The following is a 16,143-nucleotide window of genomic DNA, read 5'->3' as shown; positions in this document are numbered from 1 at the left end:
TTTATCGTTTCACTCGACACATTTCCTGCGGTAGAAACAAAATAGGAACGTGTCCATAGACTCGGCAAGTGTTGAAGGTGAGGAAATTCCTCTCTCAACTTTTTAGAAGTCACTCCTTTGATTTTTGCCATAATATCAGCAGGACTAAGCGTTGGTAGTGCGTTAAGAAATATATGCGTATGGTCTTTATCGCACTCTAAAGCAACAATGACAATTTCCAATTCTTCACATACTTCTTGTACCAACTGTTTAAATCGTTCCTCTACATCAGTACGAAGGAATATTTTTCTTCGATACCGAGGACAAAAGACAAAATGATAGTTGAGCAATGATACGGTTGTACTTGTTCTTCTATATTCATTCATAGGTTTATTGTATCAGTTTTATTTAAAAACTGATTCAATGCGACAATAAAAAAAAGAACAAAACATTTCGGATACTTGAAGCACCACAAACCTTACGGTTTTCAGTGGTACTCCGTATCCGACCTCACTTTCATCCCACACCTGAAGGAATGGGCTTTCCCGTTCGGAAAATCTGTAATGAAATCATAACAAGTGTACACTTTTTTTCATGTGGTGACAAGGAAACTTCGCGGTGTGTAAGGCTTTTGGAGGGGGTTCACAGTGAAATGCATCACTCTGGGCAGCCGGCAAAGGCGGTACGGTTTACGGATAGACAGACCTGCCTTCATTTCCATTTTATTGAAAAAATCCGCTCAGCTTCATGAAAAAACCAGGCTGTCTGATTTAGCAGCCTGGTTTAAACATTTTATAATCCGCACTTCAACTGAGCACCACAGCTTGTACATGTGTTGCAGCCGCCCAGATCTTCCACTGTGCCTTCACGGCAGACCGGACATTTGTTGCCTACTTCATTCCCGATTGTTACATCAGTAGACTGAAGAGCATTGATGGTATCAACAAGAACGACTTTGCCTCTTTCCTTTGGCGCTTCATCTGTTTCCTCATCAAATGTGTTTTCTTCCGCTTTAAGGGTCAGCACCTGAGTGTCACGGCTACCATCCACGTAAACTGTGCCGCCTTTTGCACCGCCCTTATAAAGGCGCTCATACACACCCTGAACCTGCTCAACCGAATAGCCTTTTGGAGCATTGACCGTTTTGCTGATGGAGCTGTCGATCCAGCGCTGAATGACACACTGTGCATCCGCATGTGCTTCAGGAGAAAGTTCCATCGCGGAAATAAACCAGTGCGGCAGATTGTGAGGATCTGCTTCAGGATGGCGGTCTAAATATTCCTGAACAATGTCTGCTTTCACTTCAATAAACTTACCTAATCTTCCGCTTCGGAAATAAGAGAAGGAAAAGTATGGTTCAAGACCGGTCGAAACCCCTGCCATCGTACCGGTTGACCCCGTCGGAGCCACAGTCAGCAGGTGAGAGTTGCGGATTCCATATTTCACGATTTCCTCACGCAGACCGTCAGGCATTTTCTTCATGTAGCCGGTTCTCGTAAAACGTTCACGGAGCTCAACCGTTTCAGCCTCTCTTGAACCGGTCAGGAATGGGAAGCTTCCTTTTTCTTTCGCAAGCTCCACAGATGCCTGGTAAGCTGTTACTGCAATCGTTTCAAATACTTTGTCAGTCAGCTCATTGCCCTCTTCTGTTCCATACTCAGTCTCACAGTATATGAGCAAATCGTGAAGACCCATGACACCCAGTCCAACACGGCGTTCACCGAGCGCCTGTTTCTTATTTTCTTCAAGGAAATAAGGGGTCGCGTCGATGACGTTATCCTGCATCCGTACACCCGTCTCCACCGTTTTGCGGAGCTTATCAAAATTAACCGTTTTTGTTTCTTTGTCCGCCATTTCAGCCAGGTTTACAGCGGCAAGATTGCATACAGAGAATGGCGCCAGAGGCTGCTCTCCGCATGGGTTCGTCGCTACAACCTTCTGGCCATAGGCCTGTGCGTTGGTCATGTCATTCGCGTTATCGATGAAGAAAATTCCGGGCTCTGCAGAGTAGGTTGCACAGATATTTACAAGGTTCCAGAGCTCTTTCGCTTTGATCTTGCGGTACGTGCGGACTTTGAAGCCTTTAGCTTCCCATTCGCGGACGTCTCCGGATTTGTGCCACTCTTCATTATAGGCCTTCATTTCTTCTTTGCTGTAGCTCTCAACATCAGGGAATCTCAAGGAGTAGTCCATGTCCTGTTCTACAGCGTTCATGAAGTCATTCGTCAGGCAAATTGAGATGTTTGCTCCAGTAAGAAACTCAGAGTTGTGTACGCTGTAATGCCCGCCGGTTTTAAGCTTTAATTCGGCATCCTTCATAACTTTATCAGAGAAACCGCCATTGCCGGGAATGGCTTTGTAGTTAACGATGCCCTGGTACATATCCTGCTCAGCCTGGGTGAAAGGAGTAAATTTCAGCTTCTCCTTCGCTGCCCGTTTGATGGACTCATCCTTTGTGTTTTCAATCAGAAAACGAAGTATGCGCGGATTCTGCATCTTGGAGATGATGAATTCCACAATATCCGGATGCCAGTCGGCAAGCATAATCATTTGTGCTCCCAAATTGTTACTCCGCTTTTAAAAGCGGGGCCGGGTCATTTCTGCCAGGCTCTCATGCTTTCACATGAGATCAGACTATATCATCTAAGAAGGAATCCTTCCATGTCTCGCGCCCCGCAGCACCGTCTCCGGCTGCTGCGGTTTACTTCTTCCGTTCGTATTAAAGAAAAAATTCAGGAAGTTTCAATAGTCGTTGAACGTTCATCTTCGTTTCCAAAGATGCTTCGCTGCTGATTTTCCATTGTCGTATCCCAATCATTTTCAAGCGTTCACGTTTGCCGTTGCCGGCTGCGTTGTAGCTGATTGAGCTTTAGGAGGTTCCAGCAATTCGCGAGATTACGTCGCCGAGTTTGTTAACGACGTGACCCACCCTGCTCTACAAGATGCGTCAATTTGGCAATGTCATCGAGCCATGAAACCGAACCAGAGGATTTACCGTTTACTCCCCGGGCTAGGGTGTTTCTCGGACGAAGAGTAGACCCGTTCGTTCCGACTCCCCCTCCGCGGCTCATGATCTCCATTACTTGTTTGCGGTGCTCAGAAATGCCTTCACGGGAATCCTGGACAAATGGCATTACATAGCAGTTAAAGTACGTTACGTCAGTGCCTGCTCCCGCTCCGTATAAAACGCGGCCTGCAGGAACAAAATTCATGGTCACCAGCTCGTGGTAAAACCTTTCAAACCATTCCTGGCGTTTTTCTTCCGTTTGCTCCACGGAAGCAAGGCCTGTCGCATTCCGTTTAGCGATTTGCTCGTAATATACTTCAAGAGGCTTTTCAATTACGTCAAGAGAACGGACAATCAATCCGCTTTCCACTTCTTCCGGATGATCTAATGAATGCCGGTATTCTTCATCCACAAGAACCGTGGCAGTTTTGGCCGGCCAATCAAGTTCTACGATGTAGCCGAGTCCCCGGGCAGGAAATTTAGGATCCTCTTTAATGGTCAGGACGACAAAGTCACCTTTTGCCAAAGTCACTTTTTCAGTATCCTTAAACGTATATCTGTCCAGCATGACGAGGCGGGAAACTCCTTTATGCATAATGTGCATATCCTCTGTCACCGGATGGACCTGCGGAAACAAGGAAATATCCTTATTCAGCTTGTCGGCATCCACACTCATCTTCTCCTTTAATGAAACGGGCATTCTAACAACTCCTCATTCTTAGTACTTAGTAAAAATATCATAGATCCTACCAAAGAATCAACATATAGTGCATACATTATTAAGAACAATACTAGATATTGATTATAGCTGGCTTTTTCCCCATTTTGTCAAATTGAAAACTAAATAAAAAAAGGAGCAAATCAGAGCAAACAGAAGCTAGTCTGCTATCATCTCTTTAAATTAAACCATTTTGTCGTTTGCAAAACCCCAAGGTATTTTACCTTCTGATAAAATAAGGAAAAGCTAGCATTTTTTTCTTATATGCTTAGAAAATTTAACCTGCAATCATTATAGAACACTTGTTCTATCTTAACCAGACGTAATATCTTCCAAAATGAAAAAGCGGCTGGAACGCCGCTTTTTGCATGCTTACCTTCTGTAATTCCAATCATCGCTTTCATATTTCCTTTTGGCCAGATTCCTGACATAGGCTTCTTCCGGTTCGGACAATTCATACGGTTCAAGCTCAATATCCAGACCGGCTTCAAAGCCCTTCTTGAATGCGGTTCGTGCCTCCGTCACCGTCACAGGCTGAGCTCTTAGTGTATTGGCCGCTACGGCCTTGCTGCTGAAGCTTCTCCGCATCCGCTCCTTAACCCGCTCACTCGGATACTTGAACAAATCAAACAGCTTATCCTCATCCAAGTCCAAAAGAATGGATCCATGCTGAAGGATAACCCCTTTTTGGCGGGTCTGTGCACTTCCTGCTACTTTACGTCCCTCTACAACAAGCTCGTACCAGGACGGGGCATCGAAGCAAACAGAGGATCGCGGATTTTTAAGGCCCTCTTTTTCTTCCTCCGTCCTTGGTACCGCAAAATAGGCATCCAGCCCAAGGTTCCGGAAGCCTTCCAATATCCCCTCTGAAATAACCCTGTATGCCTCCGTAACCGAATGAGGCATTTCCGGATGCTCTTCCGTTACAATGACGCTGTATGTAAGTTCCTGGTCGTGAAGGACCCCTCTGCCTCCCGTAGGCCGTCTTACAAATCCCAGACCGTAGCGCGCAACCGCTTCAAAATCAATTTCTTTCTCTGCTTTTTGAAAATATCCGATCGACAGAGTCGCCGGATTCCATCCGTAAAAACGAATGACCGGAGGAATTTTCCCTTCACTGTGCCAATCAAGCAGCGCCTCATCCAACGCCATATTGAATGAAGGCGAGCAGCTGCCCGAATCTATAAATCTCCATTTTTCTTTGGTCATGTACTTCCCTCTTTCAGCCATTTAATCATTGCCTCAAAAGATTCTTTTTAAGTCTATCAAATCAAAGCCCGATTGAAAACAAATCCGGCCTTTTTTGAAGTGACATTTAAGACAGCCTCTTATATAATTAAAAGTATCGTTTAAAGAATCATTTTCTTTAAGAAAGAAGGAGTCGAGTTTCATTGGAATGGATTATACTGATTGTGCTTCTGGCAGGAGTCGCAGCCTATGGGTTATTCACCTTTTTTTATCAGCGAAAAATTCTTAAATCTCTTTCGGAAGAAGAATTCCGTGCAGGCTACCGCAAAGCGCAGCTGATTGATGTAAGAGAGCCGAAGGAGTTTGAAGGCGGCCACATCTGGGGAGCACGAAATATTCCCCTTTCACAAATGCGCCACCGCCATAAAGAGATCCGTGCAGACCAGCCGGTTTATCTATATTGCCAAAATACGTCCAGAAGCGGCCGCGCTGCCCAGCAGCTGAAGAAAAAAGGCCACACGGAGCTTTACACGCTAAAAGGCGGATTCCGTACATGGACTGGAAAAATTAAAAAGAAATAACTCACAGGGGCTGGCGCCGGAAATGGTGCCAGCCCTTTATTCATTCCTTTTGTATCGGGTTTCTGGGGGAGTGGGCGGGGGTGGGTGCTTTGCCCGGGTTTGGACCTTATACCTGAAACTGCTTTTACGGGAGGTGCCTCCGTTCCTTGCTTCGATGCACGGTGATAGCGGTGGCACCGCTTTACCTGAGCGGGGGTCTGCCTCCGTCCCCCGCTTAGGTAAAGCATTAAACCTCCGTCCCCATTGTGATCAAAACCTTGCAGCACAAGGAATGGCGAAGTCTCAGCTCCGACCCCGAACAAACCGAAAAATGGGGTCGGAGGCTGCCTCCGTCCCCGATTATGTCACCTGGTCTTCCTCTGTCCCCGTAGCATCAAAAGCGCTGGCAGAGTAAGAAGGAGAGCTTTCGGCCTCTGTCCCTTTGTGCTGTGACGCAACGGGGGCCGGAGGAATCACACGCAGCCTTGTACAGGTCCTAATGCCAGAGGCAGCTGGCGCTCAATCGGAACAATGAAATTTAGCAATTTTTGTCGAAAAGTCGATATCTTCGATCAATCGGCTGATAAACGAAATTTTCGGTCGATATAGGATAAGATACGGTCGATTTAAAAAAAGTAAGGTCGATATAATAAAATTTCGGTCGATATCCGGATCATTCCCGTCCCGGAACCGCTTAAATCTATAAGAAACAGGCTTCTATTCCGCTGCAATTCATTCTGACGGGCCCCCCGAGAGGAAATCGTGTACCAAAAAGACGTGAAAACCAATAAAACGACCTTTATTCAGACTCCATCTATTAAATGAACAGCAAAGGTCAGCCTTTTCCTGTTTCCTCCCCTGCCCTGCCTCCACATTGCACACCTTCCAGTTTTCTGCCTCTCTCAAAAGGGTAAAATTCCAGAAAAGGAGGCATCCGCTATGGCTTTTGATTACGACATGGATTTTGAGCACACCGATTTTAGAAAGAATCCGGAAAAATACCGGGTCGGCCGAGGCGAGCAGGGCGTCCTGATGGTCGAACCGTATAAAAGTGAGATTCTTCCGCATTGGCGCTTTAAAACCCCTGAGATTGCCAAGGAATCATCGGAGAAAATTTATGAGCTTTATCTTCAATACAAAAAGAAGGGCGATTTCCCCGGGATGGACATGGCCCGGAAATTCCTCCAGATGGGCTATACACGCTCCCGGAGATACGCAAATTATAAAGGCGGCCGGAAGTATGATAAGGACGGGAACATACACGATCGGAAAATTGACGAGACGAAGGCTGAGTCTGCCGCCATCTTTGAAAAAAAGTGGAAGCAGGTGCGAGCCGATGAAGAGTACCTTAAAATGAAAAAAGAGCATCAGGAGAAGTTTGGCTGAACTCCTGATGCTCCTTTTTTATACCGTCAATCTGGAACGGTTTCTTTTTTTTCGTATTTAAGGACGGGCTTTCTCGCTGCAAGCGTCTCGTCCAGTCTCTTAATTACGGTTGTGTGAGGGGCTTCCTGCACCAATTCGGGATTTTCTTCTGCTTCCTTTGCAATTTGAATCATCGCATCAATAAACGCATCCAGCGTTTCCTTTGATTCCGTTTCGGTCGGCTCAATCATGATGCATTCTTCTACATTCAAAGGGAAATAGATGGTCGGCGGATGGTAGCCGAAATCCAGCAGCCGTTTGGCTATATCCAGAGTACGTACTCCAAGCTTCTTCTGGCGCTTTCCTGACAGTACAAATTCATGCTTGCAGTGCTTGTCAAAGGGCAAGTCGAAGTGTGGAGCCAGCCTTCTCATCATGTAGTTGGCATTTAAAACCGCATACTCTGTCACTGCCTTTAATCCGTCGGGTCCCATTGTTCGGATATACGTATAGGCGCGGACATTGATGCCGAAGTTTCCATAGAACGGTTTTACCCGGCCAATCGATTCAGGCCGGCTGTAATCGAAATGAAAGGCCCCATCTTTTTTTACAAGCACCGGTTTAGGAAGAAATCGGATTAAATCCTGCTTTACTCCTACCGGTCCTGATCCCGGACCTCCGCCCCCATGAGGGCCGGTAAAGGTTTTATGAAGGTTCAAATGGACGACATCAAAGCCCATATCCCCTGGTCTTGCCTTGCTTAACACGGCGTTCAGGTTCGCCCCGTCGTAGTAAAGCTTTCCGCCTGCCGAATGGACAATCCCGGCCATTTCCTGAATGTTTTCTTCAAACAGCCCGAGTGTATTCGGGTTTGTCAGCATTAACGCAGCGGTGTCATCTCCCACTACTCTTCGCAAATCTTCAAGATCCACTAAGCCCGTTTCATCGGACTTGACGGTTACCGTTTCAAACCCGGCGACTGTGGCAGATGCGGGATTCGTCCCATGAGCAGAGTCAGGAACAATCACTTTCGTCCGGTTATGGTCCCCATTCGCTTCATGGTAGGCGCGGATCATCATCAGACCCGTCCATTCTCCATGAGCCCCGGCAGCAGGCTGAAGTGTTACTTCATCCATTCCGGTGATTTCTTTAAGATGCTCCTGCAAGTCATACAGCAGCTCCATCGCACCCTGCACCGTTCCCTCTTCCTGAAGCGGGTGGATATGGGCGAAACCAGCCATTCTGGCGACGTTCTCATTAATTTTAGGATTGTATTTCATCGTGCAGGATCCGAGCGGATAGAAGCCTGAGTCCACTCCATGGTTCCGTTTCGATAATGCGGTGTAATGGCGCATGATATCAAGCTCTGACACTTCAGGCAGCTCAGGCTCTGTTTGCCTGATATACTCACCCGGAAGCAGTTCGCTCAGATCCTCTGCAGGAATGTCCATTTCCGGAAGACTGTATCCGACTCTTCCGGACTTGCTTAGTTCAAAAATGAGTGCTTGATCCTGTTTATTCATGGCGATCCCCCAATTCCTTTACGAGCTGGTCGATTTCAGTCTTTGTTCTAAGCTCTGTAACCGCAACAAGCATGTGCCCCTCCAGGCTTGGATTTGTTAATCCCAAGTCATAGCCTCCGATGATCCCTGACTGAATCAGGTGGGCGTTGGCCTCTTTAACAGGGATATCCAGTTTGACCGCAAATTCATTAAAAATGGCCCCTTCAAACGCAAGTGTAAATCCGGCCTCTTTAAACCGTCTTTTTGCATAATTCGCTTTCTGCAAATTCTGAACGGCCATTTCACGCACGCCTTTTTTCCCAAGCGCTGTCATCGCGACAGAGGCTGCAAGGGCGTTTAACGCCTGATTGGAGCAAATGTTGGATGTCGCTTTATCGCGGCGGATGTGCTGTTCGCGCGCCTGCAATGTGAGAACGAATCCACGCTGTCCTTCTTCATCTACTGTCTGCCCGACAAGCCTTCCCGGCACCTTGCGCATCAGCTTATTCTTTACGGCAAAATATCCGCAATGCGGTCCCCCAAAGGCAGATGGGATTCCAAATACTTGGGCATCTCCTACCACGATGTCCGCGCCTAGCTCGCCGGGAGGAGTCAGAACTCCCAAAGCAAGAGGGTTGGAAGAAACGATCATCATGCTCTTTCCTTGATGGGCAATCTGCTCGAGATCTTTCAAAGGTTCAATTTGACCGTAGAAGTTCGGATATTGAAAGAGCACCGCTGCCACATCCTCACCCATTTGTTTCTCAAGCTCGGATGCGTCTGTTACGCCTGCAGGAGCAGGAATTTCAACGACTTCAATATATTGTCCCTTCGCATAGGTGCGGAGAACATCCTTTGATTCCGGGTTTACGGCTTCTGATACGAGAATTTTCTTCTTTTTCGTCTGTCCTGCGGCGAGCATGGCGGCTTCTGCCAGCGCGGTCCCTCCGTCATACATAGAGGAATTGGCCACATCCATCCCGGTAAGCTCACAGATCATCGTTTGGTATTCAAAGATTGCCTGAAGCTCTCCCTGGGATATTTCAGGCTGATACGGAGTGTAGGCCGTATAAAACTCCGAACGCGAAATGACATGATCCACGACAATTGGCATGTAATGGTCATAGACACCTGCACCTAAGAAGGAAGCGTTTTGGCGGAGGTCTTTATTTTTATCAGCAAGTCCGCTCAGCTCCCTAAGAAGCTCGGTTTCGGACTTTGCAGGCTTGATCGCATACTCCCGGCTGAAACGGACCTGTTCCGGGATATCTTCGAACAGTTCATCAATCGTCTGGACGCCAATAGCACCCAGCATCTCTTTCTCATCTTGTAACGTCATCGGCAAATAACGGTGCTTCATAGCATGATCCCCTCTCTTTATCCTCTAGGACGCTTATAAAATGGTGTAGAAACAACTTTTGCTCTCAGGTGCCTGCCGCGGATTTCCACTTCTACTTCTGTTTCAAGTCCGGTGAACTCAGCTTTAAGAAGGGCAAGGCCTACATTCTTCTTTAAGGTAGGAGACTGGGTGCCGGTCGTAACTTCCCCGATCCTTTCTCCATTTTTGAAAACAGGGTATCCAAGCCTCGGGATGCCTTTATCCAGCATTTCAAGCCCTGCCATTTTTCTTGGCGCCCCATTCTCCTTTTGGTTTTTCAGCACTTCCTTGCCGAAAAAATCCGCTTCCTTGCCCGGTTTAACGGCAAAGCCAATTCCAGCCTCAATCGGAGTGATATCCTTTGAAAGCTCCTGGCCGTACAGTGGCAGATTGGATTCAAACCGAAGGGTGTCCCTTGCACCGAGTCCGCATGGAAGTACTCCGTCCTCTTTCCCTGCTTTAAGAATTGCTGACCATAAAACGGGGGCATCCTCTGACCTGCAGTAGAGCTCAAAGCCATCCTCGCCAGTGTAGCCGGTTCTTGATACGAGGGCATTAACCCCGGCAACCGGAACATCCTCTCTGAATTTAAAAAACTTGATATCCCTTAATTTTTCTTCTGTTAAAGTCTGCAGCACCTGTTCGGCAAGCGGTCCCTGTAAAGCAAGCAGAGCGGTGGCATCGGAAAGATTTACAAGCTCTACATCCCCTGATTGGTGCTGCAGCATCCACTCAAGATCCTTCTCGATATTGGATGCATTGATGACGGCCAAATAATCATCTTCTGCTTTTTTGTATACAAGCAAATCATCCACTGTCCCGCCGTTTTCATAGCACATTGCGGTATACTGTGCTCCGCCCGGTTTTAAGGCAGAGACATCGTTGGTCATTAATTTTTGCAGAAAGGCAAGGCTGTCCTTTCCTTTAATGGATACTTCGCCCATGTGAGAAACATCAAACAGCCCCGCTTTCGTCCTGACCGCCTGATGCTCCTCTTTAATAGAAGAAAACTGAACGGGCAGCTCCCAGCCTCCGAAATCAATCGTTTTTCCTCCGGACTCTTTATACCATTCAAATAAAGGTGTTCTTTTCAGCTGTGTCAATGCATTCCCTCCCCTGTGATGAAAAACGGCAAAAAAGGACAGACCTCTCCTGAAATGATTCAGAAGGGCTCTGTCCTTGGCACCTGAAAGTTTACCCTGATCGGCAGGGCTTTCCCCTTTGGCGGTTTACGGGCTGTAAACTCTCTCCAGAGCTGCGTCAAATAAGAGTCTTTTTGCCTGAGAGATTCACAGTTGTTTGCTCCTTCGGCGCCGCACACGGCACTGGCCGCTGCGGTCTCTCCCCTTATTCTCATCCGCACATATTAATCCAAATAATGGGCAAGCTAGTAGTCAGCATAGTATGGCTGCTCGTTTGCACGGACATGGACATCGGAGCAGACAACGGATTAACAGAAAATGAAGCATTTTGTAAACTTTCTAACTACTTAACATCCTACCATCATCTTAAAAGGAGAGCAATCTAATTTTTTCTGAATGTTCCAGTTATAAAACATTAAATCATTCGGTTATAACCCGTTTCTTGTGATTAAACTATCTATAAACCATGAAAATGTCACAAAAAGTGAACATTAATGAAAGCTGGTGAGAATATGATGAGAAGGTTTTCAACCTTCAATGTGCCAATCCATTACGACAGCGGCTGGCAGGAGGAAATGATGGATCGGATGGAGTCGGACGGGCCGTGGGCCAACTGGGAGCTTTTTAAGCTATCCTCCGAAATCCAGCAGCATACCGCCGTCCCGGATTTCGAGGGACTGCAGGCCCCGAAGCATCTTCCTGACTTCCAGCCGCTGCCCCACCAGCTGGAAGTGGCCAAGACAGTCGTCGAAAAGATGAACGGCAAAGCCATTCTGGCAGATGAAGTAGGCCTCGGCAAAACCATTGAAGCCGGTCTGATATTAAAAGAGTACATGATCAGGGGACTCGTCAAAAAAGTACTGATCCTTGTCCCTGCCTCCCTCGTGTCACAATGGGCCAGGGAATTGAACCAGAAGTTCTACATTCCGGCCATCGAACAAAAGAAGAGCTATGTATGGGAGCAGTGTGATGTTGTCGTCTCTTCCATCGACACAGCGAAGCGCAGCCCGCATCGTGAGATCGTTTTAAGCCAGCTGTATGACCTGGTGATTATCGATGAAGCTCATAAACTGAAAAACAGCAAAACCAAAAACTATGACTTCGTCCTGAATTTAAAGAAGAAATATTGTCTTTTGCTGACAGCTACCCCAATCCAAAACCGGATTGAGGAAATTTTCAACCTGGTTTCTCTTTTAAAACCCGGTCATCTCGGAAATGAAGCCTATTTTACGGAAGTCTTTTCAGCTAAAAACCGGTCTGTCGAGCATCATGAGCATCTTAAGGAGCTTATAAACAAGGTTATGCTGCGCAACAGGCGCGGTGATACAGGGATTGACTGGCCGAAGCGGATTGTCGAAACCATCTCCATACAGTTTTCAGAAACAGAACAGCAGCTGTATGATCAGCTATCATCCGTTAAAACCGCTATGGCAGGAGCCGTCAACACGTTTTCGATCATGACACTTCAGCGCGAGGCCTGCAGCAGCCGGGAAGCCGTTTATATGACCCTGAAAAAAATGCTCGAGCGCCGCGAAGATGAAGGGTCTCCTATACCTGCCCCGATGATCCACGATCTTCTTCAAGCGGTGGATGCGGTATCTAAAAACAGCAAAGCTGAAAAAGTTCTGGAGCTCATCCAGCAAATCAATGATAAGGTTATTATCTTTACAGAGTACAGAGCAACTCAATTGTACCTTCAATGGTTTTTAAAGCAGCATGGCATTTCCTCTGTTCCATTCAGAGGGGGGTTTAAGCGGGGGAAAAAAGATTGGATGAAGGACCTGTTCAGAGGAAATATTCAAGTTTTGATTGCAACGGAAGCAGGCGGCGAAGGAATCAATCTGCAGTTTTGCAACCAGATCATTAATTATGACCTGCCATGGAACCCGATGAGACTTGAACAGCGGATCGGCCGTATTCACCGGCTCGGCCAGGAACGGGATGTTCATATATACAACCTGTCTACCAAAAACACCGTGGAAGAGCATATTCTAAAGCTGCTGTATGAAAAGATTGATTTGTTTGAAAAGGTTATAGGACAGCTGGATGAAATTCTGGCTAAATTGGAAATCACAAATTTTGAAGAACACCTTCAGGATATCCTCTTTCACTCATCAACGGAAGGCGAGATGAAAATCAAAATGGAAAACCTGACCTCAATCCTTGATTTCGGCAAGCAGGAAACAGAGGAACAAAAAGCATCCGGCGGTATTTAAAAAGGAGGGAACTGCATGAACCAGCAGCAAATTTATGGATTGCTAGAGAGATTTTTCAAAGCGAATTATTGTGACGTCTCCGGTAATGGTGCCGGGTCTCTGGCCATTCAGCTGACACCGGACATGGATAAAGAGCTGATGAACCGCCCTTTTTACTGGCATTACCTGGAGAAAACCGGCGGAGAGCCCAACCCGATGAAACTTCATTTGCTCACAGACCGGGACGCTGAAACGGAAAGTGAAAAACCTGAATTTATTCACTTCGGCTCTCCAAGGCTGCATCAGATTTTTCGTTCTGCACAAAAGCTCGGCTCTTTCGCTCGTATGTATGAAAAATCGGCTGCAATCCAAGGCCAGCAGCCTCTTCATCCGTGGCTTGGGATAAATATTACAGTCTCTTATCAATGTGACATGAAAAAGGACGTTGTCTATTCCATCGGGCTGCACTTAATCAGCGGAACCATGGTGGAGGGTTTTCAGGACCGGCTGAACGAGCTCGTTCTGACACCGACCATCCCCGATTTCAGCTTCACCCTCTCCCCTCTGATCCTGCCTAAAAGCGGGATGCAAAGGATCAGGACACATATAGAGCAAAGAATTTCAGAGGATGACCATACATGGGCAGAAGAAGCGAAGCAGCGCTGGAATGCTGATTTAATGCTCCTGCACCATTTTTATGAGGACATGGAGGAAAAGCCGGAAGTGTACGAGCTGGAGAAAGGTGCGTTGAAAGACTTATATGAACCAAGAATACATATTTCTGTCAATAACGGGGGTATTTTTTACCTGAACGAAAAAACAATTTTTTAATAATATCGGCTGAAAAAACAAGAATATTAAATTATTTTTCAATTTCGACAGCTTTCGGCAACTTTTTTCCATCCTGCTATTTATAATCATAGTACAAAGGTTACCTTCCCAGCCATGGACCAAAGTATTAGCTCAGACGGAATGATAGCTTTCACCAGTCAGACAAAGGCAAACCTGCTGAAAGGCAGCGACGCAAAATCACGGGTCTAAGGTTGCCGGAGGCAATGATGATCGCCGGATTGCCTGAAATACATACGTATTTTAGGAGGAAAAGGGATGGAAAATGTTATGGTCAAAGAAGAAATGGATTTGGACTTGGAATGGAAGGATTTAATCAAAGCAGCATTGGAAATGGGACTAAGCAAAGAAGACATCCGCACCTTCCTTCAAACGAATCAGGATGAAAGAAACAGCTGACAGTTTGTCGAAAAAATTTTGTCGATTTTGTTCGATTTACCGAAGAAAACCCTTCGTTATATGCTATAATGACTAAGGGAAGGTGATGTTATGATCGGAGAACGCATTCGCAAATACCGCAAAGAAAAAAACCTATCACTATCTGAACTAGCAGACCGAGCAGGCGTTGCAAAATCTTATCTGAGTTCGATCGAACGTAATCTCCAATCCAATCCATCGGTACAATTTTTGGAGAAGGTTTCAGCTGTGCTTGGTATTTCTGTAAACACCCTGTTGAACGGAAATACGGACGATGCATATGCGAGCCAGCTTGATCAGGACTGGGCATCACTTGTTAAAGAAGCTATGCAATCAGGAGTTACAAAAGATCAGTTTCGTGAATTTCTGGAATTTAATAAATGGCGGATTAATCAGCCAAAAAAATAAACGGTCAGGACACTTGTCCAGGCCGTTTATTTTATGTACTGTCTGATTTTTGCTGGTGAAGTTCTTCAATTTTCAGGATTGCCTGCCAAATGGTTGATATCGAATAAATAATCAAAAGAATCCCCGGTATGATCGCAAGAAGGGCTCTCCCCTCTTTTGACCGTACATAGCTGCTGATGTATCCTGCATAAGGAATGGTCGACCCCGTGTATTCAGCCACTACATTTTGCGCCAGAACCGGGTCTGAGTCCTCAGATTGATTGTGATCCCCTTTGGTTCGGTACACAGCTTGACCGCCGCTCATTGTTTTTCCGGTAATTCTATGGGTTGCCAGATCCTTTTCATTCATCCAGTATGTGATGACATTCCCCACTTCAAAGCGATTCATATCACCGCCCGTTTTCACCGCGATGACAGACCCTGTTTGAATTCCCGGTTCCATCGATCCTGAAAGAACAGTTTTCAGCTGATATCCAAAAACTTCAGGCTCCCCTCCCGATGCTTTCGATGAAAAAACGGCTATCGCAAGTCCGGCAATGATTAGAAACAGCAGCATGGAAAATGCCCGGCCGGCAAGCTTCATCGAATGGCCTCTTCTTCATCCTCTGCCTGTTCTTCTAGAAGTATATCTCTGTTATCTTCATGTTCCGGACTTTCGGTTGTACCCTTTTCGCCCTTTGGCTGCAATGTTTGAGCCATTTCTTCTTGTTTCTCCTGTGTCTCAGGATCTTCAGACTTTGCCCGCTGGTCATCCTGCGGCTCAGGATTTACTCGCTTTGCTTTCTTTTCATCCTGCGCCTCTGGATTTACTCGCATTGCTTTCTTTTCATCTTTCGTCTCAGGCTTTGCTTCTTGTTCATCCTCAATTTCCGGATTCCCGCATGCAGCTGCCGTTATTTTCCCGCTGCTCGTCCAAACCGTTTTATCTTCTTCTCCCTCATAGCCAGGGCGCTGGGCAATTTTTGCGTAATAGGTGCCTGGCTCCTCTGTGCTAACCATAATTTGCGCGGACCTGTCTTCTCCGATTTCCTCCAACGAACCTTCCTCGATCACTTCGTCATTCAGGTAGATGCGGTAATCAGTGCCGCCAGTCATGGCAAACCCGCTATTTTTTACGGAGAAAATCACTTGCTTTGTTTCGCATACCAAATTCTCTGTCTGTTCATAGCGGAGCTTGCTGCCATCCCACCATGATCCCATTTGAATTCCGATCGTCTGCTGACTGTCCTTGCTGAAGTAGGCCTGGACAGGGGATGAAAAGACGCCTGCTGCAAGAAAAGCGGCGCATACGAATCCGGCCGTTTTTACAGCGCCCCTCTTTTTCTTGTGTTCTTTGTCCACCGGTATCACCTTCCATGTAGGTTAAGTGCTTCCTCTGTCCGCTAATCAAAAACAGAACGGGAGAGGGGCTGCCTCATCCCGCTTATGTAAAATC

At 46.6% G+C, this 16,143-nt stretch carries 13 protein-coding genes, 2 pseudogenes and 2 riboswitches; of the genes and pseudogenes, 6 read left to right on the top strand and 9 right to left on the bottom strand.

Going from position 1 to position 16,143, the window contains the following annotated elements; genetic code table 11:
* The 4 genes and pseudogenes from tnpA to ACQCV8_RS15315 all read right to left on the bottom strand — a co-directional run.
* Positions 1 to 365: IS200/IS605 family transposase (gene tnpA, locus ACQCV8_RS15330; protein ID WP_426845801.1), on the bottom strand; the 365-nt coding region annotated here is incomplete at its 3' end.
* A 406-nt stretch (positions 366 to 771) separates the two neighbouring features.
* Positions 772 to 2,538 (bottom strand): annotated as a pseudogene (locus tag ACQCV8_RS15325) (vitamin B12-dependent ribonucleotide reductase); the annotation flags it as partial.
* A 356-nt stretch (positions 2,539 to 2,894) separates the two neighbouring features.
* A pseudogene (locus ACQCV8_RS15320) lies at positions 2,895 to 3,686 on the bottom strand (ribonucleotide reductase N-terminal alpha domain-containing protein); the annotation flags it as partial.
* A gap of 390 nt (positions 3,687 to 4,076) precedes the next feature.
* Positions 4,077 to 4,913 (bottom strand): lipoate--protein ligase family protein, encoded by an 837-nt coding sequence (locus ACQCV8_RS15315; RefSeq protein ID WP_426845799.1) that lies wholly within the window; start codon positions 4,911 to 4,913, stop codon positions 4,077 to 4,079.
* Positions 4,914 to 5,104: 191 nt separating this feature from the next.
* On the opposite strand from ACQCV8_RS15315, the gene ACQCV8_RS15310 reads away from it, so the two are divergent.
* Entirely contained in the window at positions 5,105 to 5,473 is a 369-nt protein-coding gene (locus ACQCV8_RS15310; protein WP_426845816.1) for a rhodanese-like domain-containing protein, read from the top strand.
* 918 nt (positions 5,474 to 6,391) lie between these two features.
* Positions 6,392 to 6,838, top strand: a complete 447-nt coding sequence (locus tag ACQCV8_RS15305) for a DUF4385 domain-containing protein (protein ID WP_426845798.1) — start codon at positions 6,392 to 6,394, stop codon at positions 6,836 to 6,838.
* A gap of 26 nt (positions 6,839 to 6,864) precedes the next feature.
* On the opposite strand, the gene gcvPB is transcribed toward ACQCV8_RS15305, so the two are convergent.
* From gcvPB to gcvT, 3 genes are read right to left on the bottom strand one after another with little or no spacing between them, the layout of a single operon-like run.
* On the bottom strand, positions 6,865 to 8,340 hold the full coding sequence (gene gcvPB, locus ACQCV8_RS15300; protein ID WP_426845796.1) for an aminomethyl-transferring glycine dehydrogenase subunit GcvPB: 1,476 nt from the start codon (positions 8,338 to 8,340) through the stop codon (positions 6,865 to 6,867).
* Positions 8,333 to 9,679, bottom strand: coding sequence for an aminomethyl-transferring glycine dehydrogenase subunit GcvPA (gene gcvPA, locus ACQCV8_RS15295; RefSeq protein ID WP_426845794.1), 1,347 nt, complete (start codon positions 9,677 to 9,679; stop codon positions 8,333 to 8,335). Before gcvPA ends, gcvPB begins: the two co-directional genes overlap by 8 nt.
* A 17-nt stretch (positions 9,680 to 9,696) precedes the next feature.
* Positions 9,697 to 10,800 carry a glycine cleavage system aminomethyltransferase GcvT gene (gcvT, locus tag ACQCV8_RS15290; protein WP_426845792.1) on the bottom strand — a complete coding sequence of 368 codons (1,104 nt, stop codon included), beginning with the start codon at positions 10,798 to 10,800 and terminating at the stop codon, positions 9,697 to 9,699.
* A 155-nt stretch (positions 10,801 to 10,955) separates the two neighbouring features.
* A riboswitch (glycine riboswitch) is annotated at positions 10,956 to 11,054 on the bottom strand.
* A 300-nt stretch (positions 11,055 to 11,354) separates the two neighbouring features.
* On the opposite strand from gcvT, the gene ACQCV8_RS15285 reads away from it, so the two are divergent.
* The 4 genes from ACQCV8_RS15285 to ACQCV8_RS15270 all read left to right on the top strand — a co-directional run bounded on the left by ACQCV8_RS15285 (position 11,355) and on the right by ACQCV8_RS15270 (position 14,708).
* On the top strand, positions 11,355 to 13,055 hold the full coding sequence (locus ACQCV8_RS15285; protein ID WP_426845814.1) for a DEAD/DEAH box helicase: 1,701 nt from the start codon (positions 11,355 to 11,357) through the stop codon (positions 13,053 to 13,055).
* 15 nt (positions 13,056 to 13,070) lie between these two features.
* Positions 13,071 to 13,865, top strand: a complete 795-nt coding sequence (locus ACQCV8_RS15280; RefSeq protein WP_426845790.1) for a YqhG family protein — start codon at positions 13,071 to 13,073, stop codon at positions 13,863 to 13,865.
* A 157-nt stretch (positions 13,866 to 14,022) separates the two neighbouring features.
* Positions 14,023 to 14,112: riboswitch (cyclic di-GMP riboswitch) on the top strand.
* Between the two features lie 29 nt (positions 14,113 to 14,141).
* Positions 14,142 to 14,282, top strand: a complete 141-nt coding sequence (locus ACQCV8_RS15275; protein WP_426845788.1) for an anti-repressor SinI family protein — start codon at positions 14,142 to 14,144, stop codon at positions 14,280 to 14,282.
* Between the two features lie 90 nt (positions 14,283 to 14,372).
* Positions 14,373 to 14,708: a helix-turn-helix domain-containing protein gene (locus tag ACQCV8_RS15270; RefSeq protein ID WP_426845786.1), complete on the top strand. Its 336-nt coding sequence runs from the start codon at positions 14,373 to 14,375 to the stop codon at positions 14,706 to 14,708.
* Positions 14,709 to 14,739: 31 nt separating this feature from the next.
* Here the strand turns inward: ACQCV8_RS15270 and sipW are convergent, their stop codons facing one another.
* Together sipW and ACQCV8_RS15260 are read right to left on the bottom strand one after the other, a co-directional pair.
* On the bottom strand, positions 14,740 to 15,291 hold the full coding sequence (gene sipW, locus ACQCV8_RS15265; protein ID WP_426845784.1) for a signal peptidase I SipW: 552 nt from the start codon (positions 15,289 to 15,291) through the stop codon (positions 14,740 to 14,742).
* A complete protein-coding gene (locus tag ACQCV8_RS15260) occupies positions 15,288 to 16,049 on the bottom strand; it encodes a hypothetical protein (protein ID WP_426845782.1) in 762 nt (253 codons plus the stop codon). Before ACQCV8_RS15260 ends, sipW begins: the two co-directional genes overlap by 4 nt.
* Positions 16,050 to 16,143 lie beyond the last annotated feature (94 nt).

The sequence above is a fragment of the Metabacillus sp. 84 genome (genome assembly GCF_050107715.1).
In the GTDB taxonomy this organism is placed as follows: Bacteria; Bacillota; Bacilli; order Bacillales; family Bacillaceae; genus Metabacillus_B.
Note: the sequence above shows the minus strand (reverse complement) of the source record. Positions and strands in the feature narration are given on the sequence as shown.

What these genes read in the sequence shown, in the direction of transcription:
- ACQCV8_RS15315 (WP_426845799.1), bottom strand. Translation starts at nt 4,913, where the DNA reads ATGACCAAAGAAAAATGGAGATTTATAGATTCGGGCAGCTGCTCGCCT.
- ACQCV8_RS15305 (WP_426845798.1), top strand. Translation starts at nt 6,392, where the DNA reads ATGGCTTTTGATTACGACATGGATTTTGAGCACACCGATTTTAGAAAG.
- gcvPB (WP_426845796.1), bottom strand. Translation starts at nt 8,340, where the DNA reads ATGAATAAACAGGATCAAGCACTCATTTTTGAACTAAGCAAGTCCGGA.
- gcvPA (WP_426845794.1), bottom strand. Translation starts at nt 9,679, where the DNA reads ATGAAGCACCGTTATTTGCCGATGACGTTACAAGATGAGAAAGAGATG.
- ACQCV8_RS15285 (WP_426845814.1), top strand. Translation starts at nt 11,355, where the DNA reads ATGAGAAGGTTTTCAACCTTCAATGTGCCAATCCATTACGACAGCGGC.
- ACQCV8_RS15280 (WP_426845790.1), top strand. Translation starts at nt 13,071, where the DNA reads ATGAACCAGCAGCAAATTTATGGATTGCTAGAGAGATTTTTCAAAGCG.
- ACQCV8_RS15275 (WP_426845788.1), top strand. Translation starts at nt 14,142, where the DNA reads ATGGAAAATGTTATGGTCAAAGAAGAAATGGATTTGGACTTGGAATGG.
- ACQCV8_RS15270 (WP_426845786.1), top strand. Translation starts at nt 14,373, where the DNA reads ATGATCGGAGAACGCATTCGCAAATACCGCAAAGAAAAAAACCTATCA.
- sipW (WP_426845784.1), bottom strand. Translation starts at nt 15,291, where the DNA reads ATGAAGCTTGCCGGCCGGGCATTTTCCATGCTGCTGTTTCTAATCATT.